This window comes from Herbaspirillum robiniae, assembly GCF_002213415.1.
Taxonomy (GTDB): domain Bacteria; phylum Pseudomonadota; class Gammaproteobacteria; order Burkholderiales; family Burkholderiaceae_D; genus Herbaspirillum; species Herbaspirillum robiniae.
The window spans coordinates 342,485-368,396 of sequence record NZ_NJGU01000001.1 but is presented as its reverse complement, the minus strand read 5'-3'; the positions used below and the strand labels follow the sequence as shown (position 1 = coordinate 368,396).

General features: G+C 65.4%; 26 protein-coding genes. 15 read left to right on the top strand and 11 right to left on the bottom strand.

What is annotated here, in order from left to right; all coding sequences use genetic code 11:
• Positions 1 to 37 precede the first annotated feature (37 nt).
• Complete coding sequence (gene smpB / locus CEJ42_RS01530; RefSeq protein ID WP_079215106.1) at positions 38 to 487, bottom strand: SsrA-binding protein SmpB; 450 nt, start codon at positions 485 to 487, stop codon at positions 38 to 40.
• 66 nt (positions 488 to 553) lie between these two features.
• On the opposite strand from smpB, the gene CEJ42_RS01525 reads away from it, so the two are divergent.
• From CEJ42_RS01525 to CEJ42_RS01505, 5 genes are all read left to right on the top strand, one after another.
• Positions 554 to 985 (top strand): type II toxin-antitoxin system RatA family toxin, encoded by a 432-nt coding sequence (locus CEJ42_RS01525; RefSeq protein ID WP_079215105.1) that lies wholly within the window; start codon positions 554 to 556, stop codon positions 983 to 985.
• Positions 978 to 1,280 carry an RnfH family protein gene (locus CEJ42_RS01520; RefSeq protein WP_088749844.1) on the top strand — a complete coding sequence of 101 codons (303 nt, stop codon included), beginning with the start codon at positions 978 to 980 and terminating at the stop codon, positions 1,278 to 1,280. Before CEJ42_RS01525 ends, CEJ42_RS01520 begins: the two co-directional genes overlap by 8 nt.
• A 169-nt stretch (positions 1,281 to 1,449) precedes the next feature.
• A complete protein-coding gene (gene guaB / locus CEJ42_RS01515; protein ID WP_079215103.1) occupies positions 1,450 to 2,919 on the top strand; it encodes an IMP dehydrogenase in 1,470 nt (489 codons plus the stop codon).
• A gap of 131 nt (positions 2,920 to 3,050) precedes the next feature.
• Complete coding sequence (guaA, locus tag CEJ42_RS01510; protein ID WP_079215102.1) at positions 3,051 to 4,643, top strand: glutamine-hydrolyzing GMP synthase; 1,593 nt, start codon at positions 3,051 to 3,053, stop codon at positions 4,641 to 4,643.
• Between the two features lie 146 nt (positions 4,644 to 4,789).
• Positions 4,790 to 7,000, top strand: a complete 2,211-nt coding sequence (locus CEJ42_RS01505; RefSeq protein ID WP_088749843.1) for an OsmC domain/YcaO domain-containing protein — start codon at positions 4,790 to 4,792, stop codon at positions 6,998 to 7,000.
• Positions 7,001 to 7,092: 92 nt separating this feature from the next.
• On the opposite strand, the gene CEJ42_RS01500 is transcribed toward CEJ42_RS01505, so the two are convergent.
• The 3 genes from CEJ42_RS01500 to CEJ42_RS01490 form a co-directional block, all read right to left on the bottom strand.
• Complete coding sequence (locus CEJ42_RS01500) at positions 7,093 to 7,461, bottom strand: cupin domain-containing protein (RefSeq protein ID WP_079215100.1); 369 nt, start codon at positions 7,459 to 7,461, stop codon at positions 7,093 to 7,095.
• 79 nt (positions 7,462 to 7,540) lie between these two features.
• Positions 7,541 to 7,945, bottom strand: a complete 405-nt coding sequence (locus tag CEJ42_RS01495; RefSeq protein WP_088749842.1) for a DUF1801 domain-containing protein — start codon at positions 7,943 to 7,945, stop codon at positions 7,541 to 7,543.
• Positions 7,946 to 8,030: 85 nt separating this feature from the next.
• Positions 8,031 to 8,981, bottom strand: a complete 951-nt coding sequence (locus CEJ42_RS01490; protein WP_088749841.1) for an AraC family transcriptional regulator — start codon at positions 8,979 to 8,981, stop codon at positions 8,031 to 8,033.
• 104 nt (positions 8,982 to 9,085) lie between these two features.
• On the opposite strand from CEJ42_RS01490, the gene CEJ42_RS01485 reads away from it, so the two are divergent.
• Positions 9,086 to 10,468, top strand: coding sequence for an NAD-dependent succinate-semialdehyde dehydrogenase (locus CEJ42_RS01485; RefSeq protein ID WP_088749840.1), 1,383 nt, complete (start codon positions 9,086 to 9,088; stop codon positions 10,466 to 10,468).
• Between the two features lie 50 nt (positions 10,469 to 10,518).
• Here the strand turns inward: CEJ42_RS01485 and CEJ42_RS01480 are convergent, their stop codons facing one another.
• From CEJ42_RS01480 to CEJ42_RS01470, 3 genes are all read right to left on the bottom strand, one after another.
• Positions 10,519 to 11,265, bottom strand: a complete 747-nt coding sequence (locus tag CEJ42_RS01480; protein WP_088749839.1) for an SDR family oxidoreductase — start codon at positions 11,263 to 11,265, stop codon at positions 10,519 to 10,521.
• A 162-nt stretch (positions 11,266 to 11,427) separates the two neighbouring features.
• Positions 11,428 to 12,669, bottom strand: a complete 1,242-nt coding sequence (locus tag CEJ42_RS01475) for an MFS transporter (protein ID WP_079215095.1) — start codon at positions 12,667 to 12,669, stop codon at positions 11,428 to 11,430.
• 168 nt (positions 12,670 to 12,837) lie between these two features.
• On the bottom strand, positions 12,838 to 13,413 hold the full coding sequence (locus CEJ42_RS01470) for a TetR/AcrR family transcriptional regulator (RefSeq protein WP_079215094.1): 576 nt from the start codon (positions 13,411 to 13,413) through the stop codon (positions 12,838 to 12,840).
• Between the two features lie 199 nt (positions 13,414 to 13,612).
• On the opposite strand from CEJ42_RS01470, the gene CEJ42_RS01465 reads away from it, so the two are divergent.
• The 5 genes from CEJ42_RS01465 to CEJ42_RS01445 all read left to right on the top strand — a co-directional run bounded on the left by CEJ42_RS01465 (position 13,613) and on the right by CEJ42_RS01445 (position 19,714).
• Positions 13,613 to 14,152 (top strand): sigma-70 family RNA polymerase sigma factor, encoded by a 540-nt coding sequence (locus tag CEJ42_RS01465; RefSeq protein WP_243397754.1) that lies wholly within the window; start codon positions 13,613 to 13,615, stop codon positions 14,150 to 14,152.
• Between the two features lie 71 nt (positions 14,153 to 14,223).
• Positions 14,224 to 15,207: a FecR domain-containing protein gene (locus tag CEJ42_RS01460; protein WP_165774371.1), complete on the top strand. Its 984-nt coding sequence runs from the start codon at positions 14,224 to 14,226 to the stop codon at positions 15,205 to 15,207.
• A gap of 243 nt (positions 15,208 to 15,450) precedes the next feature.
• Positions 15,451 to 17,724 carry a TonB-dependent siderophore receptor gene (locus CEJ42_RS01455; RefSeq protein WP_165774370.1) on the top strand — a complete coding sequence of 758 codons (2,274 nt, stop codon included), beginning with the start codon at positions 15,451 to 15,453 and terminating at the stop codon, positions 17,722 to 17,724.
• 151 nt (positions 17,725 to 17,875) lie between these two features.
• Positions 17,876 to 18,820: an AraC family transcriptional regulator gene (locus CEJ42_RS01450; RefSeq protein WP_088749836.1), complete on the top strand. Its 945-nt coding sequence runs from the start codon at positions 17,876 to 17,878 to the stop codon at positions 18,818 to 18,820.
• A 189-nt stretch (positions 18,821 to 19,009) separates the two neighbouring features.
• Complete coding sequence (locus CEJ42_RS01445) at positions 19,010 to 19,714, top strand: hypothetical protein (protein ID WP_243397753.1); 705 nt, start codon at positions 19,010 to 19,012, stop codon at positions 19,712 to 19,714.
• Between the two features lie 72 nt (positions 19,715 to 19,786).
• On the opposite strand, the gene CEJ42_RS01440 is transcribed toward CEJ42_RS01445, so the two are convergent.
• The 3 genes from CEJ42_RS01440 to CEJ42_RS01430 all read right to left on the bottom strand — a co-directional run bounded on the left by CEJ42_RS01440 (position 19,787) and on the right by CEJ42_RS01430 (position 22,176).
• Positions 19,787 to 20,506, bottom strand: a complete 720-nt coding sequence (locus tag CEJ42_RS01440) for an NAD-dependent epimerase/dehydratase family protein (RefSeq protein ID WP_088749835.1) — start codon at positions 20,504 to 20,506, stop codon at positions 19,787 to 19,789.
• Between the two features lie 62 nt (positions 20,507 to 20,568).
• Positions 20,569 to 21,432, bottom strand: a complete 864-nt coding sequence (locus CEJ42_RS01435; protein ID WP_088749834.1) for an oxidoreductase — start codon at positions 21,430 to 21,432, stop codon at positions 20,569 to 20,571.
• Between the two features lie 171 nt (positions 21,433 to 21,603).
• Entirely contained in the window at positions 21,604 to 22,176 is a 573-nt protein-coding gene (locus tag CEJ42_RS01430) for a TetR/AcrR family transcriptional regulator (protein ID WP_079215088.1), read from the bottom strand.
• Positions 22,177 to 22,499: 323 nt separating this feature from the next.
• On the opposite strand from CEJ42_RS01430, the gene queE reads away from it, so the two are divergent.
• From queE to ldcA, 4 genes are all read left to right on the top strand, one after another.
• Entirely contained in the window at positions 22,500 to 23,135 is a 636-nt protein-coding gene (gene queE / locus CEJ42_RS01425) for a 7-carboxy-7-deazaguanine synthase (RefSeq protein WP_088750195.1), read from the top strand.
• Positions 23,136 to 23,238: 103 nt separating this feature from the next.
• A complete protein-coding gene (gene queD / locus CEJ42_RS01420) occupies positions 23,239 to 23,685 on the top strand; it encodes a 6-carboxytetrahydropterin synthase QueD (protein WP_079215087.1) in 447 nt (148 codons plus the stop codon).
• A gap of 6 nt (positions 23,686 to 23,691) precedes the next feature.
• On the top strand, positions 23,692 to 24,282 hold the full coding sequence (gene tadA, locus CEJ42_RS01415; protein WP_079215086.1) for a tRNA adenosine(34) deaminase TadA: 591 nt from the start codon (positions 23,692 to 23,694) through the stop codon (positions 24,280 to 24,282).
• Positions 24,279 to 25,301, top strand: a complete 1,023-nt coding sequence (gene ldcA / locus CEJ42_RS01410; protein WP_088749833.1) for a muramoyltetrapeptide carboxypeptidase — start codon at positions 24,279 to 24,281, stop codon at positions 25,299 to 25,301. Before tadA ends, ldcA begins: the two co-directional genes overlap by 4 nt.
• Before the next feature lie 46 nt (positions 25,302 to 25,347).
• Here the strand turns inward: ldcA and CEJ42_RS01405 are convergent, their stop codons facing one another.
• Positions 25,348 to 25,908: a YceB family lipoprotein gene (locus CEJ42_RS01405; protein ID WP_079215084.1), complete on the bottom strand. Its 561-nt coding sequence runs from the start codon at positions 25,906 to 25,908 to the stop codon at positions 25,348 to 25,350.
• Positions 25,909 to 25,912: the final 4 nt, after the last annotated feature.

Sequence of the window (25,912 nt, the reverse complement as noted above, 5' to 3'; positions counted from 1 at the left end):
CGCGCAAGGCGGCCGTTTTTCATGGCAGGTATCCGGATCAGCGCCGGTGCTGTTTCATCGCCGCCTGGATTTCGCGCGCGCTGTCGCGGTTCTTTTCGGTTTCGCGCTTGTCGTGCTGCTTCTTGCCCTTGGCCAGGCCGATCTCGCACTTGATGCGTCCCTTGCTGTAATGCAGGTTCAGCGGCACCAGCGTGTAGCCGGAGCGCTCTACCTTGCCGATCAGCTTGGCGATTTCGGCGGCGTTGAGCAGCAGCTTGCGGGTGCGGGTGGTCTCCGGATGCACGTGGGTCGAGGTGCTGGTCAGCGCGCTGATGTGGCAGCCGAACAGATAGATCTCGCCGTTGCGGATGATGACGTAGGCTTCTTTCAGTTGGACGCGCCCGGCGCGTATGGATTTGACTTCCCAACCTTGCAAGACGACGCCCGCTTCGTATCGCTCCTCGATGAAGTAATCGAAAAAGGCTTTTTTGTTGTCAACTATGCTCATCTAAGAAAAAATCGTCCTGTCGGTTAAAATTGTACCTTTGCGATTTTATCAAACGGACCACCCTAGATGGCAGTCGTACACAAAACCGTCCTCATCAACTATAGCGCGGAGCAGATGTTCAACCTGGTGGACCGGGTCGAGGACTATCCTGAATTCCTGCCCTGGTGCGGTGGCGTGGAAGTGTCCGAACGCAGCGAACACAGCCTCACGGCCAAGCTGAAGATCAACTACCACGGCCTGAAGCAGTCCTTTTCCACCCAGAACACCAATGAACGCCCGACCAGCATGACCATGCGCCTGGTGGAGGGCCCGTTCAAGCATTTCGAAGGGCGCTGGCATTTCAAGGCGCTGCGCGAAGATGCCTGCAAGATCGAGTTCGACATGGAGTATGAATTCTCCAGCCGCATCCTCGAAGGCGTGATCGGCCCGGTGTTCAACATGATCGCCAACAGCTTCGTCGATTCCTTCTGCAAGCGCGCCGAACAGATATATGGCTGAGCAACGCCGTTTGCAAGTCCAGCTTTGCTACGCCGCGCCCGGCCTGCAGGTGCAGAAGGACCTGAAAGTGGAGGAGGGCTGCACCATCCAGCAGGCCATCATCGCCAGCGGCCTGCTGCGCGAGCAGCCGTCCATCGACCTCTCGGTCTGCAAGGTCGGCGTGTTCGGCAAGATCAAACCGCTCGAGGCGCCGCTGCGCGAGCGCGACCGCATCGAGATCTACCGGCCGCTGATCGCCGACCCCAAGGAGTCGCGCCGCCGCCGCGTGGCGCACAAGGAGCAGGCCGCGCGATGAGCCGCGGGCGGCGACCGGCCTTGCATTTTCCGCCATTGGGCCGCTGCGGCTTGCCTGAATTTCAATGCATCTGACCTGTTTGCCACAGGCCGGAGGGCAAAACTCAACTGTGGCGAGACGCACGCAAAGCTTTTCTGTATAATTCGCTTTTGCGCCTATAGGAAACACTATGCGTCTTCTCCAAAAAGCACTCACGTTCGATGATGTGCTGCTCGTTCCGGCCTACTCGGACATTCTCCCCAAAGATACCTCGCTGACCACGCGCCTGACGCGCAACATCACCGTGAACATTCCGCTGGTTTCCGCGGCCATGGACACCGTGACTGAAGCCCGCTTGGCCATTGCCATGGCGCAAGAGGGCGGCATCGGCATCATCCACAAGAACCTGACGCCCAAGGAACAGGCGCGCGAGGTTTCCAAGGTCAAGCGTTTCGAATCCGGCGTCGTGCGCGACCCGATCACCATCCCGCCGACCATGAAGATCCGCGACGTGATCGCGCTGTCCAAGCAGCACGGCATCAGCGGCTTCCCGGTGGTCGAAGGCAAGAGCCTGGTGGGCATCATCACCAACCGCGACCTGCGTTTCGAGAACGATCTGGACGCCGAAGTGCGCGCCAAGATGACCCCGAAGGAAAAGCTGGTCTACGTCAAGGAAAACGGCGAGAGCGCCGATCCTGAAGAAGCCAAGCGCCTGATGAACAAGCACCGCCTGGAGCGCGTGATGGTCGTCAACGACGCCTTCGAGCTGCGCGGCCTGATCACCGTCAAGGACATCGAGAAATCCACCGAACACCCCTTCGCCTGCAAGGACGAACACGGCAAGCTGCGCGTGGGCGCGGCCGTCGGCGTCGGTCCGGACAATGACGAGCGCATCGAGCTGCTGGTCGCCGCGGGCGTGGACGTGATCGTGGTCGACACCGCCCACGGTCATTCGGCCGGCGTGCTGAACCGCGTGAAGTGGGTCAAGACCAAATTCCCGCACGTGGAAGTGATCGGCGGCAACATCGCCACCGCCGCCGCTGCGCTGGCGCTGGTCGAGCATGGCGCCGACGCCGTCAAGGTCGGCATCGGCCCCGGCTCCATCTGCACCACCCGTATCGTTGCCGGCGTGGGCGTGCCGCAAATCTCCGCCATCGCCAACGTCGCGGACGCCCTGAAGGGCACCGGCGTGCCGGTGATCGCCGACGGCGGCATCCGCTTCTCGGGCGACGTCGCCAAGGCGCTGGCCGCCGGCGCCTCGACCGTGATGATGGGCAGCATGTTCGCCGGCACCGAAGAAGCGCCGGGCGAAGTGATCCTGTACCAGGGCCGCAGCTACAAGTCCTACCGCGGCATGGGTTCGCTGGGCGCGATGGCCGACGGTTCGGCCGACCGCTACTTCCAGGACGGCGACAACACCGCCGACAAGTTCGTGCCGGAAGGCATCGAAGGCCGCGTCGCCTACAAGGGCTCGGTCGTCGCCATCCTGTACCAGCTGGTGGGCGGCGTGCGCTCCTCCATGGGTTACTGCGGCTGCGCCTCCATCGACGACTTCCGCGAACGCGCCGAGTTCGTCGAGATCACCTCGGCCGGCATGCGCGAGTCGCACGTCCACGACGTGCAGATCACCAAGGAAGCCCCGAACTACCGCGCCGAGTAATTCCCGGTGCGGCCACAGCCCGACAGCGCAGCGGCAGATTGCAGATTGCCCGGCTGTCGGGCTGTTGATTTTTTACCGCGCATGCCTTGCATGCGCAAACCATTTTCCAACGTAGCCAGACCTCATTGCCCATGTCCACGCATTCGCATTCGAAAATCCTGATCCTCGATTTCGGTTCCCAGGTGACCCAGCTGATCGCCCGCCGCGTGCGCGAAGCCGGCGTGTTTTCCGAGGTATTTCCGCATGACGTGACCGACGAGTTCGTGCGTAACTACGGCGCGGCCGGCGTCATCCTTTCCGGCGGCCCCAACAGCGTCACCGAAGGCGACACCCCGCGCGCGCCGCAAGCCGTGTTCGAACTGGGCGTGCCGGTGCTGGGCATCTGCTACGGCATGCAGACCATGGCCGAGCAGCTGGGCGGCAAGGTCGAGAATGGCCACCTGCGCGAATTCGGCTACGCCGAAGTGCGCGCCCACGGCCACACCGCGCTGCTGGAAAACATCAGCGACTTCACCAATGCGCAAGGCCACGGCATGCTGAAGGTCTGGATGAGCCACGGCGACAAGGTCAACGAGATGCCCGCCGGCTTCAAGCTGATGGCCTCCACCGGCAACTGCCCGATCGCCGGCATGGCCGACGAGGAGCGCCGCTTCTACGGCGTGCAGTTCCACCCCGAGGTCACCCACACCGTGCAGGGCAAGGCCATGCTGTCGCGCTTCGTGCACGAAATCTGCGGCTGCAAGTCGGACTGGAACATGCCGGACTACATCTCCGAAGCTGTCGAATCCATCCGCCAGCAAGTCGGCACCGATGAAGTCATCCTGGGTCTCTCAGGCGGCGTCGACAGCAGCGTGGCTGCCGCGCTGATTCACCGCGCCATCGGCGACCAGCTGACCTGCGTGTTCGTCGACCACGGCCTGCTGCGCCTGGACGAAGGCAAGATGGTCATGGAGATGTTCGGCAAGAACCTGGGCGTGAAGGTGATCCACGTGGACGCCACCGACCAGTTCATGGGCCACCTGGCCGGCGTCACCGATCCCGAAGCCAAGCGCAAGATCATCGGCCGCGAGTTCGTGGAAGTATTCCAGGCCGAATCGGGCAAGCTCAAGAGCGCCAAATGGCTGGCCCAAGGCACCATCTACCCGGACGTCATCGAAAGCGCCGGCAAGGGCAAGAAGACCGCCCACACCATCAAGAGCCACCACAACGTCGGCGGCCTGCCGGAAACCCTGAACCTGAAGCTGCTGGAGCCGCTGCGCGAGCTGTTCAAGGACGAAGTGCGCGAGCTGGGCGTGGCGCTGGGCCTGCCGCCGGAAATGGTCTACCGCCACCCGTTCCCGGGCCCGGGCCTGGGCGTGCGTATCCTCGGCGAAGTGAAGAAGGAATACGCCGACCTGCTGCGCCGCGCCGACGCCATCTTCATCGAAGAACTGCGCAACACCAAGGATGAAGACGGCCAAAGCTGGTACGAAAAAACCAGCCAGGCGTTCGCCGTCTTCCTGCCGGTCAAGTCGGTGGGCGTGATGGGCGACGGCCGCACCTACGAATACGTGGTGGCGCTGCGCGCAGTCCAGACCCAGGACTTCATGACGGCGCACTGGGCGCACCTCCCGCACGAGCTGCTGGGCCGCGTGTCCAACCGCATCATCAACGAAGTGCGCGGCCTGAACCGGGTGGTCTATGACATCTCGGGCAAGCCGCCTGCCACGATCGAGTGGGAATAAGCCTTCCCAGGTAGCTGACCGATCAGTAAAGCCCTGTTTTTACAGGGCTTTATCTTTTGGCTTGCCGCCCGTCCGATACCGGCGCGGCGACGGATGGCGGATAATAGCGGCCATCTTCCCTTGAGCCCCATTTTTGGAATTCCCCCATGGAAATCAAAGTCAACTTCCTCGACAAGCTGCGCCTCGAAGCCAAGTTCGACGACTTCACGGTCATCGCCGACCAGCCCATCCGTTACAAGGGCGACGGCTCGGCACCGGGGCCGTTCGATTACTTCCTGGCCTCGTCGGCCCTGTGCGCGGCTTACTTCGTGAAGCTGTACTGCAATACCCGCAACCTCTCCACCGAGAACATCCGCCTGTCGCAGAACAACATCGTCGATCCGGAGAACCGCTACAAGCAGATCTTCAAGATCCAGGTCGAGCTGCCGGCCGATTTCTCGCAGGCCGACCGCAACGGCATCCTGCGCTCCATCGAGCGCTGCACCGTGAAGAAGGTGGTGCAGGAGGGGCCCGACTTCGTCATCGAGGAAGTCGAGAACCTGGACGCCGACGCCCAGTCGCTGCTGACGGTCAAGCCCGATGCCGGCGCCAGCACTTTCATCCTGGGCAAGGACCTGCCGCTGGAGCAGACCATCGCCAACATGTCGGGCCTGCTGGCTGACCTGGGCATCAAGATCGAGATCGCGTCCTGGCGCAACATCATCCCCAACGTCTGGTCGCTGCACATCCGCGACGCCCATTCGCCGATGTGCTTCACCAACGGCAAGGGCGCGACCAAGGAGAGCGCGCTGGCGTCGGCGCTGGGCGAGTATCTCGAGCGCATCAGCAACAACCACTTCTATGCCGGTTCCTACTGGGGCGAGGACATCGCCAACGCCGAGTTCGTGCATTACCCGAACGAGCGCTGGTTCAAGGCCGGCCGCAAGGACGCGCTGCCCAAGGAAATCCTGGACGACTACTGCCTGGCGATCTACAACCCCGACGGCGAGCTGCGCGCCTCGCACCTGGTGGACACCAACTCCGGCAATGCCGAGCGCGGCATCTGCTCGCTGCCGTACGTGCGGCAGTCCGATGGCAAGGAGGTGTATTTCCCCTCCAACCTGATCGAGAACCTGTTCGTCAGCAACGGCATGAGCGCCGGCAACACGCTGGCCGAGGCGCAGGTGCAGTGCCTGTCGGAGATCTTCGAGCGCGCGGTCAAGCGCGAGATCCTGGAAGGCGAGATCGCCCTGCCGGATGTGCCGCAGGCGGTGCTGGCCAAGTATCCCGGCATCGTGGCCGGCATCAGGGGGCTGGAAGAGCAGGGCTTCCCGGTGCTGGTCAAGGATGCCTCGCTGGGCGGCGTCTATCCGGTGATGTGCGTGACGCTGATGAATCCGCGCACCGGCGGCGTGTTCGCCTCGTTCGGCGCGCACCCGAGCTTCGAGGTGGCGCTGGAGCGCAGCCTGACCGAGTTGCTGCAGGGACGCAGCTTCGAAGGCCTCAACGACCTGCCGCAGCCGACCTTCGAGAGCAACGCCGTCACCGAACCCAACAACTTCGTGGAGCACTTCATCGACTCCAGCGGCATCGTCTCATGGCGCTTCTTCAGCGCCAGGGCCGAGTACGAGTTCGTGGAATGGGACTTCTCTGGCCAGGGCGAGAACTCCAACGCCGAGGAAGCGGCGACCCTGTTCGGTATCCTCAAGGACCTGGGCAAGGAGGTCTATACCGCCGTCTACGACCAGCTGGGCGCCACGGCCTGCCGCATCCTGGTGCCGGGCTATTCTGAGGTCTATCCGGTGGAAGACCTGGTCTGGGACAACACCAACAAGGCGCTGCTGTTCCGTTCCGACGTGCTGAACCTGCATCGCCTGGACGACGACGCGCTGGAGGCGCTGCTGGACCGCCTGGAAAACAACGAGCTCGACGAGTACTCCGACATCGCCACCCTGATCGGCATCGACTTCGACGAGAACACCGAATGGGGCCAGCTCACCGTGCTGGAGCTGAAGCTGCTGATCCGGCTCGCGCTGCAGCAGTTTGAAGAGGCGCACGAGCTGGTGGGCGCCTTCCTGCAGTACAACGACAACTCGGTGGAGCGCGGGCTGTTCTACCAGGCGCTGAACGTGGTGCTGGAGGTGACGCTGGACGAGGACCTTGAGCTGGACGACTACGTGGTCAACTTCCGCAAGATGTTCGGCGACGCGCGCATGGACGCGGCGCTGGGTTCGGTGGACGGCAGCGTGCGGTTTTACGGACTGGCGCCGACCAGCATGCAGCTGGAAGGCCTGGACCGGCACCAGCGCCTGCTCGACAGCTACCGCAAGCTGCACAAGGCGCGCGCGGCTGCCGCAAAGGCTGCTGCCGCAGCCTGATCCTGCTTGTACCGGCCTGTGCCGGCGACGCAAAGTAAAAAGCCCGCGCAATGCGGGCTTTTTCATGGGCGAGCTTGTACCCGCAGGGCCGCTCAGCCGGCGCGCTCGATGATGACGTAGTGCTTGCGTATCGGTTCCACCACCTCGAAGACGCCCTTGAATCCCGCCGGGATCACCATGGCGTCGCCGGGGCCGGCCTCGGCGGCGTGGCCGCCTTCATCGATGACGCGGCAGCGGCCTTCCAGCACGTAGAAGTATTCGTCCTTGGTCGGCGCGAAGGCGATGCGCCAGCTGCCTTTTTCGCAGGCCCAGACGCCGGCGTTGAGGTCGCCGGCGGCGCTGCTGAAGTGGTTCCAGGTGGTGCGCTTCGGGTTGCCGTCCAGCCGGCGGTCTTCGCGCGGGTAGTCGATTTCGGCGAGCGGGGATTGCAGCTTGAACTGGGTGATGGCGGGCGTGGTCATGGCAGCAGGAGCGAGGGTGGGGAAACAGGCCCGAAGTGTACCAGCAGCCGGCTTTGCCCCGTACGTTTGGCCGCCTGTTTCAGCCGGCCTTCTTCTTGGCCCGGCCGGCGTGGTTCAGCTGCGCGGCCGAGCGCACCAGCGCCTGGAAGGCCTTCCCGTCCAACTGGGCGCCTTCATGCAGGTCGATCGCGCGCCGCGTGTTGCCCTCCAGCGAGGCATTGAACAGGCCGGCTGGGTCCTCCAGCGCTGCGCCCTTGGCGAAGGTCAGCTTGATGTAGTGCTTGTAGCTCTCGCCGGTGCACAGGATGCCGCCGGACTCCCACACCGGCACGCCGCGCCATTTCCACTCCTCGGTCACGTCCGGCAGCGCTTCTTTGATCAGCGCGCGCACGCGGGCCAGTTGCTCGCCGCGCCAGTCGCCGAGCTCGGCGATGCGGGCGTCGATCAGTTCGGCCGGCGATACGGCGGCGTCGTTCTTGCTCATGCTGGTGTCTCCGTGCGTTGATGTGTTGTCGTGATGGATGCCGATTTTACCTGCGACGCCGCCGGTACTGAGGTCGATACGAAGCTCAATGTGAAGAAACGAAGGGTGATCCCGCATGCGGCGGCGGCAGCGCGAATTCCGCCTTCATGCGGCGCGCTTCTTCCATCGGGCTGCGACCGAACAGGCGCTTGAATTCGCGGCTGAACTGCGACGGGCTCTCGTAGCCGACCTCGTTGCTGGCGGCCGCCGCCGTCACGCCGTTGCGCACCATCAGCAGCCGCGCCTGGTGCAGCCGCGTGGACTTCAGGTATTGCATCGGCGAGGTCTGGGTGACGCTGCGAAAATGCGTGTGGAAGCTGGGCACGCTCATGCCCGACTCGCCGGCCAACGACTCCACGTCCAGCGCCTGGCGATACGCGGCGTGGATGCGGCGCAGCGCCCGCGCGATCTTGCCGAACTGGCCCTGCATGGCCAGCGCCGCGCGCATCGAGTGGCCTTGCTCGCCGGCCAGCACATGGAAATAGAGCTCGCGCAGCAGCGCCGGACCGAGGATGGCGGCTTCCATCGGCGCGGCCATCGCCGCCAGGAAGCGCAGTACGGATGCGGCCATGCGGTCGTCCATGGCGGTCGAGAACATGCCGCGCGGCGCCGAGGGCGGCGGGCCGCCGTGACGGTCGATCTCCAGCATCAGGTCCGCCGCCAGGCGGAAATCCAGGTGCAGGTAGATCGCCAGCAGCGGCTCGGCCTGGCTGGCGTCGGTCTCCATCGTGAAGGGCACCGGCACCGAGACCGCCAGGTAATGGCTGGCGTCGTACAGGTACACCTCGTCGCCGAAGAAGCCGCGCTTGCGGCCCTGGCAGACGATCACGATGCCGGGGTCGTACAGCACCGGCGTGGAGGCCAGCGGCCGGTTGGAGCGCAGGAAGCGCACATCGGGCAGCGGGCTCAGGTTATAACCCTCGTCCGGCGCCAGGCGGGCGAGCAGCGCGGCGGCGCCAGTGCGGTCGTCCGGTTGCTGGATGTTCTTGTTGTTCATATGAATAGGCAAGAATTTGAGATTTCAGGCCATCGTTAAGGCGGTTATCAAATCCTATCATTCAATCCGTGTTCTTTGTTTCAACAACCGGAAAGGATAGGATCATGGCGATCAAGGTCATCAACCCGGCCGACGCGAGCGTTGTCGGCGAAGCTCCCGATATGTCTGCCGCCGAGGTGCGCGCGGCAATCGACCGCACCTGTGCGGCGTTCCCCGCGTGGTCGCGGGTGCTGGCGAAGGAGCGCGGCGACATGCTGCGCCGCTGGTTCGAGCTGGTGCGTGCCGACAGGCAGCTCTTTGCCGAGACCATGGTGCGCGAGAACGGCAAGTGCCTGTCCGAGGCGCTGGGCGAGATCGACTACGGCCTGGGCTTCATCGAGTGGTATGCGGAAGAAGCCCGGCGCGTCTATGGCGACACCATTCCCAGCCATGCGGCCGACGCCGCCGTGATGGTGGTCAAGCAGCCGGTCGGCCCGACGGCGGCCATCACGCCGTGGAATTTTCCCTTCATGATGGTCACGCGCAAGATCGCCACCGCGCTGGCGGCCGGCTGCACCATGATCATCAAGCCCTCGGAAGAGACCCCGCTGACCGCCTGGCTGCTGCTGGACTACGCCCGCCGCGCCGGCATTCCGGAAGGCGTGTTCGAGATGGTGACCGGCAATCCTAAGGAGATCGGCGCGCTGTTGACCGGCGACGACCGCATCCGCAAGATCTCCTTCACGGGCTCGACGGCGGTGGGCAAGCTGCTGGCCGCGGCCTGCGGCCAGGGCCTCAAGAAGATGACGCTGGAACTGGGCGGCAACGCGCCGTTCATCGTGTTCGACGACGCGCATTTCGACGATGCCGTGGCGGGCCTGGTGGCGGCCAAGCTGCGCAACTCGGGGCAGGTCTGCATTTCCCCCAACCGCATCTTCGTGCAGGAGGGCGTGCATGACCGCTTCGTCGCGGCGCTGGTCGCGAAAGTGGCGGCGATCCGGGTCGACCAGGGTTTGCAGGACGAGTTCGTGGTCGGCCCGCTGATCAACCGCGCCGGCTTCGACAAGGTCGCCGAGCTGGTCGACGACGCCAGGCGGCAGGGGGCGCAAGTGGCGCTGGGCGCCCGCCCGCACGCCAGGGGCGGGCTGTTCTACGAACCGACCATTCTGACCGGCCTGCATGACGGCATGCGGCTGGCGCAGACCGAGATCTTTGGCCCGGTCTTCGCGATCTATCGTTTCAAGGATGAGGCCGAGGTGATCCGACGCGCCAACGATACCGAATGCGGCCTGGTCGCCTATGCCTACACCCGCGACCTCGGCCGCGCCTGGCGGCTGTCGCAGCAGGTCGAGGCCGGCATGGTGATCCTCAATTCCGGTTCGGTGGGAACGGCCTCGGTGCCCTTCGGCGGCGTCAAGCACTCCGGCTATGGCCGCGAAGGCAGCTACTACGGCATCGAAGAATACGTCGAAGCCAAGTACGTGCTGATGGCCGGCCTGCAGCGCTGACTGCAGGCCGACGTAGTGGCCGACGTGGAGGCCGGCAAGGAGGCCGCAGATCAGCGGCCGACGGTGGCGGTGGGGCGCACCACGATCTCGTTGACGTCGACGTCGTCGGGCTGTTCCACCGCGTAGGCGATGGCGCGCGCGATGGCGTCGCCGTCCAGCGCGATGCGGCGGTATTCGCGCATCAGGGCCTGGGTGGCCTGGTCGGTGATGGTGTCGGCCAGCTCGGACTCGACCACGCCGGGGCAGATGCTGGTGACGCGGATCTTGTCGTTCTCCTGGCGCAGGCCGTCGGAGATGGCGCGCACCGCGAACTTGGTGGCGCAATACACCGCCGCCGTGGGCGACACCGCCAGCCCGCCGATGGACGAGATGTTGATCACCTGTCCTGCGCCTTGCGCCTGCATGCGCGGCAGCACCGCGGCGATGCCGTGCAGCACGCCGCGGATGTTGACGTCGATCATGCGGTTCCACTCGTCGAGCTTGAGCGCGCCCAGTGGCGAGAGCGGCATCACGCCGGCATTGTTGACGATCACGTCGATGCGGCCGAAGCGCTCGGCCGCGGCGTCGGCGAAGGCCTGCACGTCCTGCATGTCGGTGACGTCCAGCGCGCGCAGTTCGGCCACGCCGCCGGCGGCGCGGATCTCGCCGGCCAGTTGCTCGAGCCGGTCGGTGCGGCGCGCGCCTATCATCAGGCGGTGCCCGCGCGCCGCCAGCAGGCGAGCGGCGGCCAGGCCGATGCCGCTGCTGGCGCCGGTGACCAGGATGACCTTGGAAGAGGGGTTGGCTTGACTGTGCATGGTGTAGCTCCTTCGTCATGTCCCGCATCGGGTGAAGCGGCGATGCAGGCATGATAGGAAAGCGACACGGCGCTGAACATGCACGGGGTTCCGCGTTTTGCGCCTATTCCTGCAATTGACGATGACACCCGGCAGGCCGCTCGGGTGTCATCCGTGCGCAGTTCAGGCCGTCGCCACGCAAGCCGCGTCGCGACGGATGGCGCCGCGCAGCAGCAGGAGCGCGCCGGCCACGAAGGCCGCGGCCACCAGGCCCACTTCGCGCACCGAACCGGTGGCCACCGTCAGCGCGCCGACGGCCGCGCCCAGCGAGAACCCCAGATACATGAACGACGCATTGAGCGACAGCACGATCGAGGCCAGCTTCACGCCCGCGATGTTCATCAGTCGCGCCTGCTGGGCCGGATAGAAGGCCCAGGCCGACACGCCCCAGACGATCATCGCCAGGTACACCGGCGGCAAGGCATGCGCCGGCGAGAGCGTATAGGCGATTACCGTCAGCGCCAGGAACGACGCCATCATGAACACCAGCGCCGGACCCGAGACGCGGGCAAAACCCAGCTTGTCAGACAGCCTGCCGCCCAGCATCACGCCGACCGCGGCCGACACGCCCCACAGCAGCAGGCCGTAGCCCACGTGCGCGCCATGGATGTCGACCACTTCATTGAGATAGATTGCGAAGTAGGTGTACATCGTATAGGCGCCGGTGGCCCACAGCAGCGTGGTCAGCAGTCCGTGCAGCACGCGGCCGTTGCGCGCGGCGTTGAGGCGCTCGCTCAGGCTTGCCACCGGGATGTGGGCGCCGATGCCGCGCGGCAGGCCGCGCATCAGTCCCAGCACGGCCAGGGCGGCCAGGAGGGCGACCCCGGCGAAGGTCATGCGCCAGTTCAGGCGATCGGCGATCAGCACGCCCAGCGGCGCGCCCAGCGCCACCGCTACGGTGAGGCCGCCGCTGACGATGGCCAGCGCGCCGCCGCGCTTGTCGGGCGCCACCAGGGCGCCGGCCAGCGCCATCGCATTGGGCACGTACAGGCCGGCGGCCATGGCCAGCACGATGCGGGCCAGCAGCAGGGCTTCATAGCCGGGCGCCTGCCAGGCCAGCAGGTTGGCCAGCGCGAACAGCGTCATCGACGCGATCAGCAGCAGTCGGCGGTTGATCGCGCCGGTCAGCGCGGTCAGGATGGGCGAGCTGATCGCATACGCCGCGGTGAACGCCACCACCAGCTGGCCGGCGATGGCAGGGGTGACATGGAGGTCGCTGGCGACCGTGGGCAGCATGCCGGCGATCATGAAGCCTTCAGTGCCGATGGCGAAGGTGCCCAGGGCCATCCAGTAAAGCGGAGCCATGCCGGTGGATGCGGCGGCGGGAGCGGATGGGGTTGGCGCGGGAGTGTCTGCGGTGTTCATGGCGGAGTCCTTGTGCTTGAAATATGTTTAATATGACCGGTCGTCTTAAAATGATTTAAAAAAATGCCGCCGGGTTGCGGGCGGCTTTGCTGCATGAAGATGTGATCAGGCTGACAGTCGAAACCTTGCGTACTGCGTGCTGCGCGGGATGCCGGGCCGCCGGATCGCTCAGGCCAGGATCTTGTTGAACGCCAGATCCATGAACTGCTCGAACGGCACGCTGCTGCGCTCGACCCGTACCCGCAGGATGGTGCCTTCCCAGGCATTGAGCAGGAAGCTCGCCAGGATCCGCGCATCGGTCTTGGCGGGGATGCTGCCTTCCTTCTGGCCGGCGGCGACCGCGTATTCCAGCTTGTCGGTCCAGCGCTCGTAGACTTCGCCCAGCTGGGCGCGGATCATCGGGCTCTGCTCGGCCAGCTCGGCGCTCATGTTGCCGACCATGCAGCCGTGCTGGTAACCGCTTTCGGCCAGCTTGCCGTTGACGATGGTGAAGTAGCGGCGCAGGCGCTCCAGCGGCGCGATCGCATCGTCCAGCAGCATCTCGCGCCATTTGCCCAGCACGCCGTAGTGCGTGACGATCTCGGCGGCCAGCGCTTCCTTGCTCTCGAAATGGTTGTAGAACGAACCCTTGGGCACGCCGGCCGCAGCCGTGATGTCCTGCACGCTGCACGAGTTGAAGCTGCGCTCGGAAAGCAGTTTCAGGGCGGCATCGAAGATCTGTTCGCGGGTGTTGGGTTTGGTCATGCAAGGATAATATGACCAGTCGTCTTAAAATTCAAGGAGAAGTTTTCGACGTGTGCGGAATGATGACTATCAGTCTTGCCTGAATGAAAAAGTGTCATCTGATGCAAATTAGGAAACGCGTTACACTGGTCAAGCTGACAAATTCGTCAGAAATTCATCAGATTACGATTTTCCTCTGCAAAAGATTATTAATAGCTCTATGAACGGGCAGTCCTTGAACACGCAGCGCAGCGATTCGCTGGACCGGATGTACAGCGGCCATCACAACTGGCTGGTGCAGTGGTTGCAACGCAAGCTGGGCAACACGGTCGATGCCGCCGACCTGGCCCAGGATACCTACGTGCGCGTGGCGTCCGGCGCCAGCATGCCCAGGCCGGAAGAGGCGCGGCCTTACCTGGTGCGCATCGCCAGGAATCTGGTCATCGATCTGTATCGTCGCCGCAAGCTGGAGGCCGCCTATGTCGACGCCTTGTCCAGCTTGCCTGAAACGGCGGCGCCGTCCCATGAAGAAACCCTGATCGCCCTGCAGACGCTGGGCGCGATCGACCGCGCATTGGACAGCCTTCCGGCCAAGGTGCGCGAGACTTTCCTGATGTCGCAATTCGATGGCCAGACTTACAGCGCCATCGCCGAATCCCTGGGGATCGCCGTGGCCACGGTGCGCAAGCACATGCTGACCGCCACGCGCGCCTGCTTTGTCGCCATGCAGGAAGCCGGCGCCGTGCCGGCTGCCCGCTGAGGCCGGTGAGGCCCAGCATGCCGGCGGATATTCCCGAGAGCGACCCGCACGCAGCGCCGGCCGGAGATGCCATGGATCAGGCCTTGCACTGGTTCGTGGTGCTGTCTTCGGGCGAAGTGTCGGCGCAGGAGCAATCCGATTTCGACCGCTGGCTGGCCGCCGATCCGTCTCATTCCCTGCATTGGACCTCGGTGCTCGCCTTTCAGTCGGCGCTGCGCAATGTGCCGGAGCCTGCTGCAGGACAGGCATTGCGCAGCGCCGCCGTGCCCGCAAAGGCGCGCCTGTCGCGCCGCCGTGTGCTGGCGATCACGGGCGCGACGACCTTGGCCGTGTTGTGCTTCGGCGGCAGGAAGGAGTTGGCGGCGCTGAGCGCGGGTCTGCGTACCGGCGTCGGCGAGCAGCGCGAGGCGATGCTGCCTGACGGCAGCCGCATGGTCATGGACACCGACAGCGCGGTGGATATCCGTTTTGAAGAAGGCATGCGCCGGGTGGTGTTGCTGCGCGGCGCCATCATGCTGGAAACCGCCCATGCCGACGCCTGGCGTGACCAGCCGGTGGTGGTGGACACGAGCCAGGGCCGGGTGCAGGCGCTGGGGACCCGCTTTGTCGTGCGCCGGACGAAAGAAGAGGGCCTGCTCGACAGCCAAGGCCTGAGCCGGGTGGAGGTGTTGCAGGGCGCGGTGCGGGTTCGTCCGCACGGCGTTTCAGGGGAGGGCTTCACGCTGACCGCCGGACAGCAGGCGGACTTCGACCTGGACCGGGTGAGCGATGTGGCGCAACTGGATCCCAATGCGCAAGCCTGGATCGATGGCATGCTGGTGGTGCGCGATCGTCCGCTGGCGGAAGTGGCGCAGGAGCTGGCGCGTTACCGGCACGGCGTGGTCCGCGTGGATGACGATATCGCCGACATCCGCGTCACCGGCGTCTTCCCGCTGGGCGACAGCGATCGCGTGCTGGCGGCGCTGGAGCGCGCTTTCCCCGTTCGCGCCGAACGTCGTACCCGCTACTGGATCAGCCTGACGCGGGCGCCGGAAAAAAAATCGGCCAAACCATAGCACTTTTTTATTCTCGTTCGTTAAAGGAGATGGGAGCTGCGTCTCCTGCATCGACCACGAGGATAAAACACCATGCACTTCATTCGCCCCAGATCCGCATCCGCCCCCGGGCGGCGGCCGTCCGGGGCTTCGCCTGCGCCTGCGTGCGCCGCGCACTTCCTGGCGGCCGGCGTCATCGCGCTGTGGTGTGCCTTCCCGCTTTCGTCCGCACGCGCGGCTGCCTCGCCTGATTCCTCCGGCCGGATGCTGGCCTACGACATTCCCGCCGGTCCGCTGGACCAGGCCCTGAACCTGTATGCCCTGCATTCGCACACGCTGCTGGTGATCGATCCGGTATTGGCGCAGGGCAAGCGCAGCGCCGGCTTGCGCGGCAGCTACGACAAGGAGCGCGCGCTGGAGCTGTTGCTCGCGGGCAGCGGATTGCAAGCCGAGCGCCGCGCCGACGACAGCGTGGTGCTGCGCCGGCGCGATGATGACATGGCGAGCTTGCCGGTGGTGTCGGTGGTTGCCGGCGCCGATCCCGGTCGCGAGGGCATGAGGCGCGCGATTGCCGGCGGAGCGCTGGGCGCGCGCGCCGTGCTGGATACGCCGTTTTCGGTCAGCGTGGTGGAGCGGGAAGAAATCCAGGAGCGCCAGGTCACCACCGTCGAACAGGCGTTTCGCCTGGATCCCTCGGTGACCGCGGCCAGCGGCGAGTACGCCCGCGGCTCGTCGATTCTGGTGCGCGGGCTGGGCATAGACGAGACCGACGGCCTCAAGATGGATGGCTTGGCCATGCCCGGGTGGGGTAACGATATGTTGCCGCTGGAAATGTTCGAGCGCGTCGAACTGCTCAAGGGGGCGAGCGGTTTCATGTATGGCTTCGGCGCACCTGGCGCCATCATGAACTACGTCCTTAAGCGGCCTGTCGATGATAACGTTTTCGCAGTGGACGTCGGCTACAAGACGGGTTCGCTGCTGGCGCAGCATATCGACGCCGGCGGGCGGGCCGGCGACGACAAGCGTTTCGGATACCGCGTCAATCTTGTGCATGAGCAGGGCGGGACCTACTTCACCGGCGGCGAGCTGGTGCGCGACGCCGCTTCGCTGGCCCTTGAGCTGAAGCTGACCAGCCGCCTGACCCTGAGCTTCGATACGCTGTATGCCAGGCGCAAATCGCTGGGCAACGCCTTCTGGGGCTTTGCGCTGGGCAAGGGATTGCCCATTCCCGCCACCATCGAGCCGGGTACGCGCCAGCAACCCGCAGGCAGTTACTTCAACAACGAAAACATCATGGTCAGCACCGGGCTGCAGTGGCGGCTCGAGGAGGGTTGGAAGGCCCGCCTCGACTATCGCTACGCGCGCGAGGACGTGGATTACGTCTACAGCACGGTGAGGATCGGCAATGCCGCCGGCGACACAACGGTATCGCAAAGCGCGGGCATTTACGGTTTCCAGTTCCAGCAGCTGCAGGCCATGCTGGAAGGTCAGGTGCGGACCGGCGCCGTCACGCACCAGCTGGCGCTGGGCGCCAGCCGCCAGGTCTACCAGATGCTGGACGACCGCGACGCCACCATTGCCACGGTGGGCGCCGGCAGCCTCTATCGCGACAACAGCCTCGGCACCGGCGGCATCAGCAACGATGGCCACCGGCAGTATCGTTCCACCGACATCGTCCAGGATGCCTTGTTCGCGAGCGATACGCTGGCGCTGGACGAAAGGTGGTCGCTGATCGCGGGCGCGCGCTATACGCGCTTCGATCAGCGTGACTACAACGACGACGGCACGGCCGGCGGCACCTATCGCCAGAGCCCGCTGACGCCGACTTTGGCCTTGATGTTCAAGCCGGCCGAGGGCGCCACGCTCTACGGCAGCTATGTGGAGGCGCTGGAACGCGGCGGTGTCGCCGGCAACAATGGCAGCGGTGGGCGTACGGCCAACTACGGCGAGGTAATGGGGCCGGTCCGCAGCCGGCAGGTGGAGCTGGGCCTGAAAGCCGGGCGCGAACGCTGGGCCGCCACGGCCGCCTTGTTTCGCATCCGGCGCGCGGCCGAATACGTCAATGCCGCCAATGACTTCGTGCAGGACGGCGAGACCCGCTACCAGGGCCTGGATCTGTGGGGACGCTACGACCTGACACCGGCATTGTCGGTGGCGGGCGGGGTGATGCGCCTGGACGCCCGGTACCTGCAGACTTCCGCCGACATGGCGGGCAGGGCGGTCGCCGGCGCGCCGCGCTTCCAGGCCACTGCGTCGGTGCGCTACCGCGTACCGCAGTTTCCCGGGCTGAGCCTCAATGCCGGCGGGCGTCACGTGGGCCGCTCCAGGCTCAATACCACTTCCGATCTGGATCTGCCGTCTTACACCGTCTTCGACGGCGGCGCGCAGTTCCGTACCTACCTGGCAGGCCGGGACGTCACCTTGAATGCGCAGATCCAGAACCTCACCGACAACCGCTACTGGGTCTACAACGGCAGCAATTACATGTTCGCCGGGGCGCCGCGCACGCTCAGCCTGAATGTGCGGATGGAGTTTTGAGGCAGGGCTGGCCCGGCCGTTTGAGTGAGGATGGGCAGATTTTTTTACCGGCGCGGCCGGCCGCTTTGGGCGATGTTCGCGACCGGGCAGTTGTCGTCACGATCCGCTTCGCAGCGGTTGCGGCGACAGGAAAGTTGAGAAGGAGAAGAACATGATCAAGCGCGCACACGCATCCGAAGACCCCGCCTCGTCACGTACGGCGGACCTGCTGGCGGCGCTTGCCCCCGATGAGGGCTACAACATGACATCGCTGGCCGAACTGCGCGTCTTGCGCGCCGGCCGGCCGCAGCCGCGCATGCCGGTGTTGCACGGTCCGGGAATCTTGCTGGTGGCCCAGGGCCGCAAGCGGGACTACCTGGCCGACGAGGCGTCCGAGTCCGACGCGCAACACTACCGCATGCTGACGCTGACGCTGCCGTTCGTCTGCGAAATCGAGGCGACCGAGGACGAGCCCTTGCTGGCCGCGCATCTGCGACTCGATCCCGTGCTCATGACGGAGCTGCTGCGCGAGACCGATCCGCGCGGCGCCGAGCTGCCCGCGCCGCAAGCGCGCATTGCGGCGACGATGGACGAGCACATGCGGACGTCGCTGCAACGGCTGCTCGAGGTGGCCGGCGACGCCACCGAGTCGCGCGTGCTGGGGCGCTCCTTGCTGCGCGAGATCTTCTTTCGCGCCTTGAGCGGCGCGCAGGGATCGTTGTTGCGCGCCTCGCTGATCGGCAAGGGGCGTTTCGGGGATGTGGCAAGGGCGCTGCGCCTGATGGTGGCGCGGCACATGCAGCCATTGACGGTGGCGCGCATGGCCAAGGAGGCCGATATGAGCGTGCCGGTTTTTCACGTGCATTTCCGCACCGCCACCGGCAGCTCGCCGCTGCAATATCTCAAGGCGATCCGGCTGCACCGGGCGCGCATGCTGATGCAGCGCTATGGCTTGAGCGCCGTGTCCGCCAGCGGCCAGGTCGGTTATGAGAGTGCGCCGCAGTTCAACCGCGAGTTCAAGCGCATGTTCGGCATGCCACCGGCGGAGGAGCTGCAGCGCATCAAGCGCGGCGGATTTGCGCTTCAGCCTGAGGAAGAAATCTTCATTCCCAGTTGAGGCGGCTGGATGTGGTGGGAGAGAAAGTTACGTTTTGAAGTGAATATCAATGGAGCTTTCCGGTGCAAACGGGTATCATCTCAAATGAGAATTATTATTATTTGAAGGCACTCCCGCCTGGCAAATGATTCCGGCCATCGCGTGCCCGTCGGCAAGGCCATGGCGCCCATTGAACGCAACGCAAACATCATGACGATCAGCAACAAGAAAACCACGGCCTTGCCCGCCACCGTGTCCCATTGTTTCAGCAGCGGGCGCAAGCAGCTGATGTCGGCCGTGGCGCTGACGGCCTCGCTGGCGCTGGCCAATCCGGCCTACGCCAATTACCTGTGGCTGGAGAAGGATGGCGCCGGCGAAGCCGCCGGCAACCGTTTCCGCGTCTACTCGGGCGAGCTGGCCAAGCGCGATGCGGCCATGCCGCAAATCGAGATGCCCAAGGCGTTTCCCGCGGATGCCTCGTCCAGCCTGCCGCTGACCACCGCCGGCGACCATTTGCAGATCGACCGCGCGCCGGCGGCCGGCGACCTGCGCTTTTCGGCGCGCGAGGTCACCGGCAAGAACACCGTGGTGTTCTACCAGGCGCGCTATGGCCGCAGCGAGACCACGGCCGTCAACGACCTGGAGCTGGTGCCCACCGAGGCCGGCGGCAATACCTTCCGCCTGATGTGGAAGGGCAATGCCGTGGCCGCCTCCCAGGTCAACGTCGAGACCTCCGAGGGCTGGCGCCGCGTGCTGGCGCCCGCCAAGGACGGCACCGTGACGCTGGGCACGCCGTTCCCCGGCCTGTACGTGCTGGAGGTGACGGCCAAGGTGAACGGTTCGGTCACCATCGAGGGCAAGGAATATACCGACGTGCGCCATGTCGCCACGCTCAGTTTCGAGGTGGCGCGCTGACGCGCTGACGCGTTGTAACGTTGCAAGCGCAGGAGGGCGACCGGAGTCGCGGCGCTGAGCTGCGAACGAGCCTCAGGCGCCGCCCGCGGCCAGGCGGCGGATGTCCGGGCTCTCGAGCACGCCCTTGGCTGCGCCCCGGCGCGCGGCTTCCAGCATGGCCCGGCCGATCAGTTCGGTGGTCAGTACCTGGTCCGGCCAGATCAGGCGCGCCAGCGGCAGCAGCGGCCCCAGCACCGGATAGAGGATGCGGTAGGCCAGGGTCTTGGAGCGCACGCCGTGCATGGCGATCATCGCGCCCGGGCGGAACATGAAGGCGCCGCCGAAACCCAGCCCGAGCAGCGCATTTTCCGTGCGGCCCTTGACGCGCGCCCACATGGTCTTGCCTTGCTCGCTGCTGTCGGTGCTGGCGCCGGAGACGTAGACGAAGCGCATCCCCGGATTGAGCCTGCGCAGCGTGCGCGCCGCGGCCAGGGTCAGGTCGTAGGTGATGCGCGCGTAGTCGTCCTCGCGCATGCCCAGCGAAGACACGCCCAGGCAGAAGAAGCAGGCGTCGTAGCCGGCCAGCAGCGGTTCGATGGCGGCGTAGTCGAACATGTCGGCATGCGTCACCTGGCGCAGCTTGTGGCTTACCGCGTAGTTGAAGCCGGCGTCCATGCGGTCGCGGCGAAACAGGCTGGTGTCGGCCGGGGTGCGGCCGATGGTGGTCACCTGGGTGACGTCGGCGGCCACCAGGCACTCGCGCAGCACGCCCAGTCCGACCATGCCGCTGGCGCCGAAGATCAATACTTTCATCGTGTTTCCTTGTCTTTTCGTTGTCTTTTCGTGGTCATGGCGATGACGGACCGGGCCGCCGTTTATTGTGCCGGCAGTTCCGGCACCGGCTGTTCCGAATAGCCGGTGGCGGTGGTGACGTGCTTCCAGCGCTCGGCCGTGGCCACGCGCTGCTCTTCGACCATGTTGAAGTAGTGCAGGGCGTCTTCGCCCAGCATCAGGTGCATGGGCGGGGCCGCGTGGCCGGCCAGCTTGAGCACCACCTGCGCCACGCGCGCCGGGTCGCTGTGCTCGGCGCCGGCGATCTGGACCAGCTGCTTCATCCAGTGGCCGACCGATTCCTCGTAGTCGGCCATCACTTCCGGCGCATTGCCGCGGGCGCGCTGGGCCCAGTTGGTGCGCATGCCGCCCGGCTCGATGGCGGTGACCTTGATGCCCAGCGGCGCGGTTTCCATCGCCAGCACCTCGGTGAAGCCGCCGACCGCCCATTTGGCGGACTGGTAGGCGCTCATGCCCGGCACGCCGATGCGTCCGCCCACCGACGAGACGTTGATGATGTGGCCGCTGCGGCGCTCGCGCATGAAGGGCAGCACGGCGCGGGTGACGTCGACCACGCCGTAGAAGTTGGTGTCGATCTGGGCGCGGAAGTCGGCTTCGTCCATCTGCTCGAAGGGCAGCATCTGGCCGTAGCCGGCGTTGTTGACCAGCACGTCGATGCGGCCGAACGCGGCGATCGCCTGTCGCACGGCACGCGCGACGGCGGGGCGCTCGGTGACGTCGAGCTGCACCGGCAGCAGCTGTTCTGGATGGGCGCGCAGGAGATCGTCCAGTTGCGCGGGCGTGCGCGCCGCGGCCACGACCTTGTGGCCGGCTGCAAGCGCCGCTTCGGTGATGTCGCGGCCGAGGCCGTTGGCGCTGCCGGTGATGAACCAGATTTGGGTGCTCATGGTGTTTCCTTTCATTGGAGGTTTGGGTTTGCCTGAACGACGATGTCCATCAATTTCATGCAATATGAGTGTGTAATCACTCATTTATTGATTTAAAAAGAAAACGGAAAAATCCGCTTCCTACCTTCCCCCTGAACCGGCAACTCGCCTGACGGCGCCGCCGGTCCTGTTTCACTTGCCGCCGATGGCGTTCCAGAAGGCGACGAAACCCGCCTCGCAGTAGGTTTCTTCCCGGTCCGGATGGGCCAGCATGAAATCGATGGTCATGTCGGCCAGCGAGCTCATGATGGCGCCGGCGAAATCCGGCGACTGGTCGCGCAGCATGCCGTTCGACACGCTCTCGGCGATCATCTCGCTGACCGCGCAGAAGGCTTCGGCACCCTTGGCGCGGGTGGCGGGCAACACCGCGGCCGATACCGAGAGCTGCTGCATCACGCGCCGCCGCGCCACATCCAGCGCGCCCCAATGCACATAGGCGTGCCATACATGGCGCACCCGTTCGCGCAGCGACGCGCCGTGCGGGAAACCTTGCATCATGGCCTCGTGCAGCGTGGCCTTCACTTCCAGGTAAAGCTGGTTCAGCAGTTCGTCCTTGGTGGCGAAGTAGGTGAACAGCGTCCCTTCGGCGATGCCGGCTTCGCGGGCGATCTTCGAGGTGGGCGCACCCGCGCCGAGCTCGGCCATCACCTTGACGGCGGCGGCGAGGATGGCGTTGCGCTTGTCTTCGCTTCTGGGACGGGCCATGCGATGCTTTTCAATAAAATGAATGAGTACGCACTCATTTTATGGGCTGGCCCCGGGAATTGCAAGCCCCGGCGCGTCGCGAATTTGCCTCGGGCCTACCTTGCCAAGCGGCCACAAGCGCGCCCGCCGGGTGCGTGCGGCGGGTTGACGGGCTATAATGTCGGCCTTGGCCGTTCGGAAAATCTTCCGAAATATCAGGCATTTACGCAGCAATCCGAAAGCCGGGCGGCAATTCCGGGCGCCATGCAGGCGCCGCCGCAACCGCCCGCAGCGCATTGCCCGGCATGACCCCGCAATATTGGCGGCATCCCCGCACCGACATCGTGACCTACAGCATCAAAGAAATCTTCTATACCTTGCAGGGCGAGGGCGCCCATGCGGGGCGTCCGGCAGTGTTCTGCCGCTTTTCCGGCTGCAATCTCTGGACCGGCCGGGAGGAAGACCGCAGCCGCGCCATCTGCCGCTTCTGCGACACCGACTTCGTCGGCACCGACGGCGAGAACGGCGGCAAGTTCAGGTCGCCCCAGGAGCTGGCCGCGAAGATCGACAGCCTGTGGCCGGCGACCTACGCGCCCAGCAAGTATGTGGTCTTCACCGGCGGCGAACCGCTGCTGCAGCTGGACGGCCCGCTGATCGACGCGATGCATGCGGCGGGTTTCGAGATCGCCATCGAGACCAACGGCACCATCGAGGTGCCGCCGGGCGTGGACTGGATCTGCGTCAGCCCCAAGATGGGCTCCGAGCTGAAGGTGAAGAAGGGCAGCGAACTCAAGGTGGTGGTGCCCCAGCCGGGCCAGCCGCTGGACGAGTACGAGCGGCTGGACTTCCAGAACTTCCTGCTGCAGCCGATGGACGGCCCCGACGCCGCCGCCAACACGAAGATGGCCATCGAGATGGTCAAGAACAACCCGAAGTGGAAGCTGAGCATCCAGACCCACAAGCTGCTCAATATTCCCTGAGCGTTTCCGGGCGTTTCCCGGATTCCTGATTACAATCGCTTATCGCCGTTTTTCGCCTGCCTGCGCGCGTTGCGCGGGCGGGCTTTCATTGAAGAAAAGATTCATGCTGACCATCACCCGCAAACTCGAGTTCGACGCCGGCCACCGCATCCCCGACCACAAGAGCCAGTGCCGCAACCTGCACGGCCACCGCTATACGCTGGAGATCACGCTGACCGGCGCCGTCATCGACATCGAGGGCAATTCCGACAACGGCATGATCATGGACTTCTCCGACATCAAGTCGCTGGCCAAGGAGCACCTGGTCGACGTCTGGGACCACGCCTTCCTGGTCTATGAAAAGGACACCCCCGTGCGCGATTTCCTGGCCAGCCTGCCGGGCCACAAGACGGTGATCATCGACAGCATCCCGACCGTGGAAAACCTGGCGCGCGCCGCCTTCAACATCCTCAAGGCGGCCTACAAGGACCGCTACGGCACCGGCCTGCACCTGCAAAAGATCGTGCTGCACGAAACGCCCAATTGCTGGGCCGAAGTCACTGCCGACTGAGCCCACATGGACCACGCTATCGGGCCCGCAGCCGCGCCGCAGCCTTCCGAGCGCGACCTTGGCTACATGCGGCTGGCGCTGGAGCAGGCCAACAACGCCTGGGCGCTGGGCGAGATCCCGGTCGGCGCGGTGGTGGTGAAGGATGGCGAAGTGATCGCCACCGGCTTCAACCAGCCCATCGGCAAGCATGACCCGACCGCGCACGCCGAGATCATGGCGCTGCGCCGCGCGGCCGAGAAACTGGGCAACTACCGCCTGCCGGGCTGCGAACTGTATGTGACGCTGGAACCCTGCGTGATGTGCTCCGGCGCCATGATGCATGCGCGCCTGGCGCGGGTGGTGTTCGGCGCGGCCGATCCCAAGACCGGCGCCTGCGGTTCGGTGGTGAACCTGTTCGAGCAGGAGCAGCTGAACCATCATACGGAACTGGAAGGCGGCGTCATGGCCGAAGAATGCAGCCGGCTGCTGAAGGATTTCTTCGCCATGCGGCGCGAGGAAGTGAAGCGCCAGCGCCAGCTGGCGGCGGCCGAGGCGGGCGCGGCAGAACTGGCGGAAACCGCATCGCGACAAGACAACCAACAAGGCGGACAAGCATGAAGCAAGCGGCAAGCGTAGCAAGCCTGGAGAGCGTGCGGGCATCGGTGCCCGCGGGCACCTGCGTGGCGGTGGTGGCGCCCGGCGGTTACGCGCCGGACCCGGCCGCGGTCGAGCGCGGCGTGGCCTTGCTGGAAGCGCTGGGTTGCCGCGTCAAGAATTTCTATCGCCACGAAGAGCGCTACCAGCGCTTCGGCGCCAGCGACGAGGCGCGCGCCGCGCAGCTGATGCAGGCGGCGGCCGACCCCGAGGTGGAGGTGGTGCTGGCGCTGCGCGGCTCCTATGGCGTCTCGCGCATCCTGCCGATGCTCGACATCGGCCGACTGGCGTCCAGCGGCAAGCTGTTCGTCGGCTACAGCGACATCACCGCGCTGCACCTGGCGCTGCTCAAGGCCGGCGCGGCCAGCTTCGCCGGACCGATGCTCAACGGCGACTTCGGCGCGGACGAACCCAACTGGGAGGCGCTGCAGGCGTTCTGGCGCACGCTGGCGTCGCCGGCCGTGACCGTGCACGAACATCGTCCCAGCGAGGAGGACGGCCGGGAGTCGTCCGACCCGCGCTGCGGCGACCGCCTGACCGACGCCGACAGCCCGGTGCTGCGCGCCGCGGGCAAACTCTGGGGCGGCAACCTGGCGATGGTGGCGCACCTGCTGGGCAGTCCCTGGTTCCCGCAGGTCGAGGGCGGCATCCTGTTCCTGGAGGACGTGAACGAACATCCCTTCCGCGTCGAACGCATGCTGCTGCAGCTGGAGCACGCCGGCGTGCTGGCGCGGCAAAAAGCCGTGGTGCTGGGCGACTTCGCCAGCTACCGGCTGGCCGAGATCGACAACGGCTACAACTTCGGCGAGATGCTGGCCTTCCTGCGCGGGCGCATCGCCACGCCCATCGTCACCGGCCTGCCGTTCGGCCATGTGCGCGACCTGGTGACGCTGCCGGTGGGCGCGCACGCGGTGCTGGATTCGCAGGGCGCGGCCGGCTTCACGCTGGCCTTGTCGGACTATCCGTCGCTGCGCGCGCGCTGAACCCGGGCGCGTTTGCCGCTGCGTTCCCGGCTGTCTTGTCGTTCTTTTACTGCTCCTTGATCTCGACCTTCACCGCGTCCTTTTCGACGGTGATCTTGCCGGGTTCGAAGCGCTTGCCGTTCATCTCCAGCTGCTCCGGCTTGAAGGTATAGACCGCATAGTCGCGCAGCAGCTGGTCGGCGGTGGCGTTGCCCAGCGCGGTCAGCTGGCGCGCGTATTGCGGCGGCAGGTCCTGGCTGTCGACGTTGTCCACCTTGGGCGCATCCAGCCGCAGCGAGCGCGAGGCGGCGTCGTACCTGAAGCCGCTGCTCATGGTCAGCGCCGCGTTGACCGGCTTGGCCAGCAGCAGCGGGTTGGCGATCTGGGCGTCGACCACGGTGGTCAGGCGATTGTTGGCCGCGTCCATGCCCAGGCGCGGATTGCTCAGGGTGACGTCGAAAATATCCATGTAGCGCAGCTTGCGCGGAAACTGCGGCGCGATTGCCGTCTCCAACTCCTGCCTGGACACGCTGTATTCGTTGGTCCAGACGTTGTAGGCGGCGTGCGCCGCCTGCGCCAGTCCCAGCGCCAGCAGGGCCGCGCAGGCCAGTGTTTTTGCTTGATTCATATGG

Coding starts and splice junctions, on each gene's coding strand:
- smpB (WP_079215106.1), bottom strand. CDS start 487: ATGAGCATAGTTGACAACAAAAAAGCCTTTTTCGATTACTTCATCGAG.
- CEJ42_RS01525 (WP_079215105.1), top strand. CDS start 554: ATGGCAGTCGTACACAAAACCGTCCTCATCAACTATAGCGCGGAGCAG.
- CEJ42_RS01520 (WP_088749844.1), top strand. CDS start 978: ATGGCTGAGCAACGCCGTTTGCAAGTCCAGCTTTGCTACGCCGCGCCC.
- guaB (WP_079215103.1), top strand. CDS start 1,450: ATGCGTCTTCTCCAAAAAGCACTCACGTTCGATGATGTGCTGCTCGTT.
- guaA (WP_079215102.1), top strand. CDS start 3,051: ATGTCCACGCATTCGCATTCGAAAATCCTGATCCTCGATTTCGGTTCC.
- CEJ42_RS01505 (WP_088749843.1), top strand. CDS start 4,790: ATGGAAATCAAAGTCAACTTCCTCGACAAGCTGCGCCTCGAAGCCAAG.
- CEJ42_RS01500 (WP_079215100.1), bottom strand. CDS start 7,461: ATGACCACGCCCGCCATCACCCAGTTCAAGCTGCAATCCCCGCTCGCC.
- CEJ42_RS01495 (WP_088749842.1), bottom strand. CDS start 7,945: ATGAGCAAGAACGACGCCGCCGTATCGCCGGCCGAACTGATCGACGCC.
- CEJ42_RS01490 (WP_088749841.1), bottom strand. CDS start 8,981: ATGAACAACAAGAACATCCAGCAACCGGACGACCGCACTGGCGCCGCC.
- CEJ42_RS01485 (WP_088749840.1), top strand. CDS start 9,086: ATGGCGATCAAGGTCATCAACCCGGCCGACGCGAGCGTTGTCGGCGAA.
- CEJ42_RS01480 (WP_088749839.1), bottom strand. CDS start 11,265: ATGCACAGTCAAGCCAACCCCTCTTCCAAGGTCATCCTGGTCACCGGC.
- CEJ42_RS01475 (WP_079215095.1), bottom strand. CDS start 12,669: ATGAACACCGCAGACACTCCCGCGCCAACCCCATCCGCTCCCGCCGCC.
- CEJ42_RS01470 (WP_079215094.1), bottom strand. CDS start 13,413: ATGACCAAACCCAACACCCGCGAACAGATCTTCGATGCCGCCCTGAAA.
- CEJ42_RS01465 (WP_243397754.1), top strand. CDS start 13,613: ATGAACGGGCAGTCCTTGAACACGCAGCGCAGCGATTCGCTGGACCGG.
- CEJ42_RS01460 (WP_165774371.1), top strand. CDS start 14,224: ATGGATCAGGCCTTGCACTGGTTCGTGGTGCTGTCTTCGGGCGAAGTG.
- CEJ42_RS01455 (WP_165774370.1), top strand. CDS start 15,451: ATGCTGGCCTACGACATTCCCGCCGGTCCGCTGGACCAGGCCCTGAAC.
- CEJ42_RS01450 (WP_088749836.1), top strand. CDS start 17,876: ATGATCAAGCGCGCACACGCATCCGAAGACCCCGCCTCGTCACGTACG.
- CEJ42_RS01445 (WP_243397753.1), top strand. CDS start 19,010: ATGACGATCAGCAACAAGAAAACCACGGCCTTGCCCGCCACCGTGTCC.
- CEJ42_RS01440 (WP_088749835.1), bottom strand. CDS start 20,506: ATGAAAGTATTGATCTTCGGCGCCAGCGGCATGGTCGGACTGGGCGTG.
- CEJ42_RS01435 (WP_088749834.1), bottom strand. CDS start 21,432: ATGAGCACCCAAATCTGGTTCATCACCGGCAGCGCCAACGGCCTCGGC.
- CEJ42_RS01430 (WP_079215088.1), bottom strand. CDS start 22,176: ATGGCCCGTCCCAGAAGCGAAGACAAGCGCAACGCCATCCTCGCCGCC.
- queD (WP_079215087.1), top strand. CDS start 23,239: ATGCTGACCATCACCCGCAAACTCGAGTTCGACGCCGGCCACCGCATC.
- tadA (WP_079215086.1), top strand. CDS start 23,692: ATGGACCACGCTATCGGGCCCGCAGCCGCGCCGCAGCCTTCCGAGCGC.
- ldcA (WP_088749833.1), top strand. CDS start 24,279: ATGAAGCAAGCGGCAAGCGTAGCAAGCCTGGAGAGCGTGCGGGCATCG.
- CEJ42_RS01405 (WP_079215084.1), bottom strand. CDS start 25,908: ATGAATCAAGCAAAAACACTGGCCTGCGCGGCCCTGCTGGCGCTGGGA.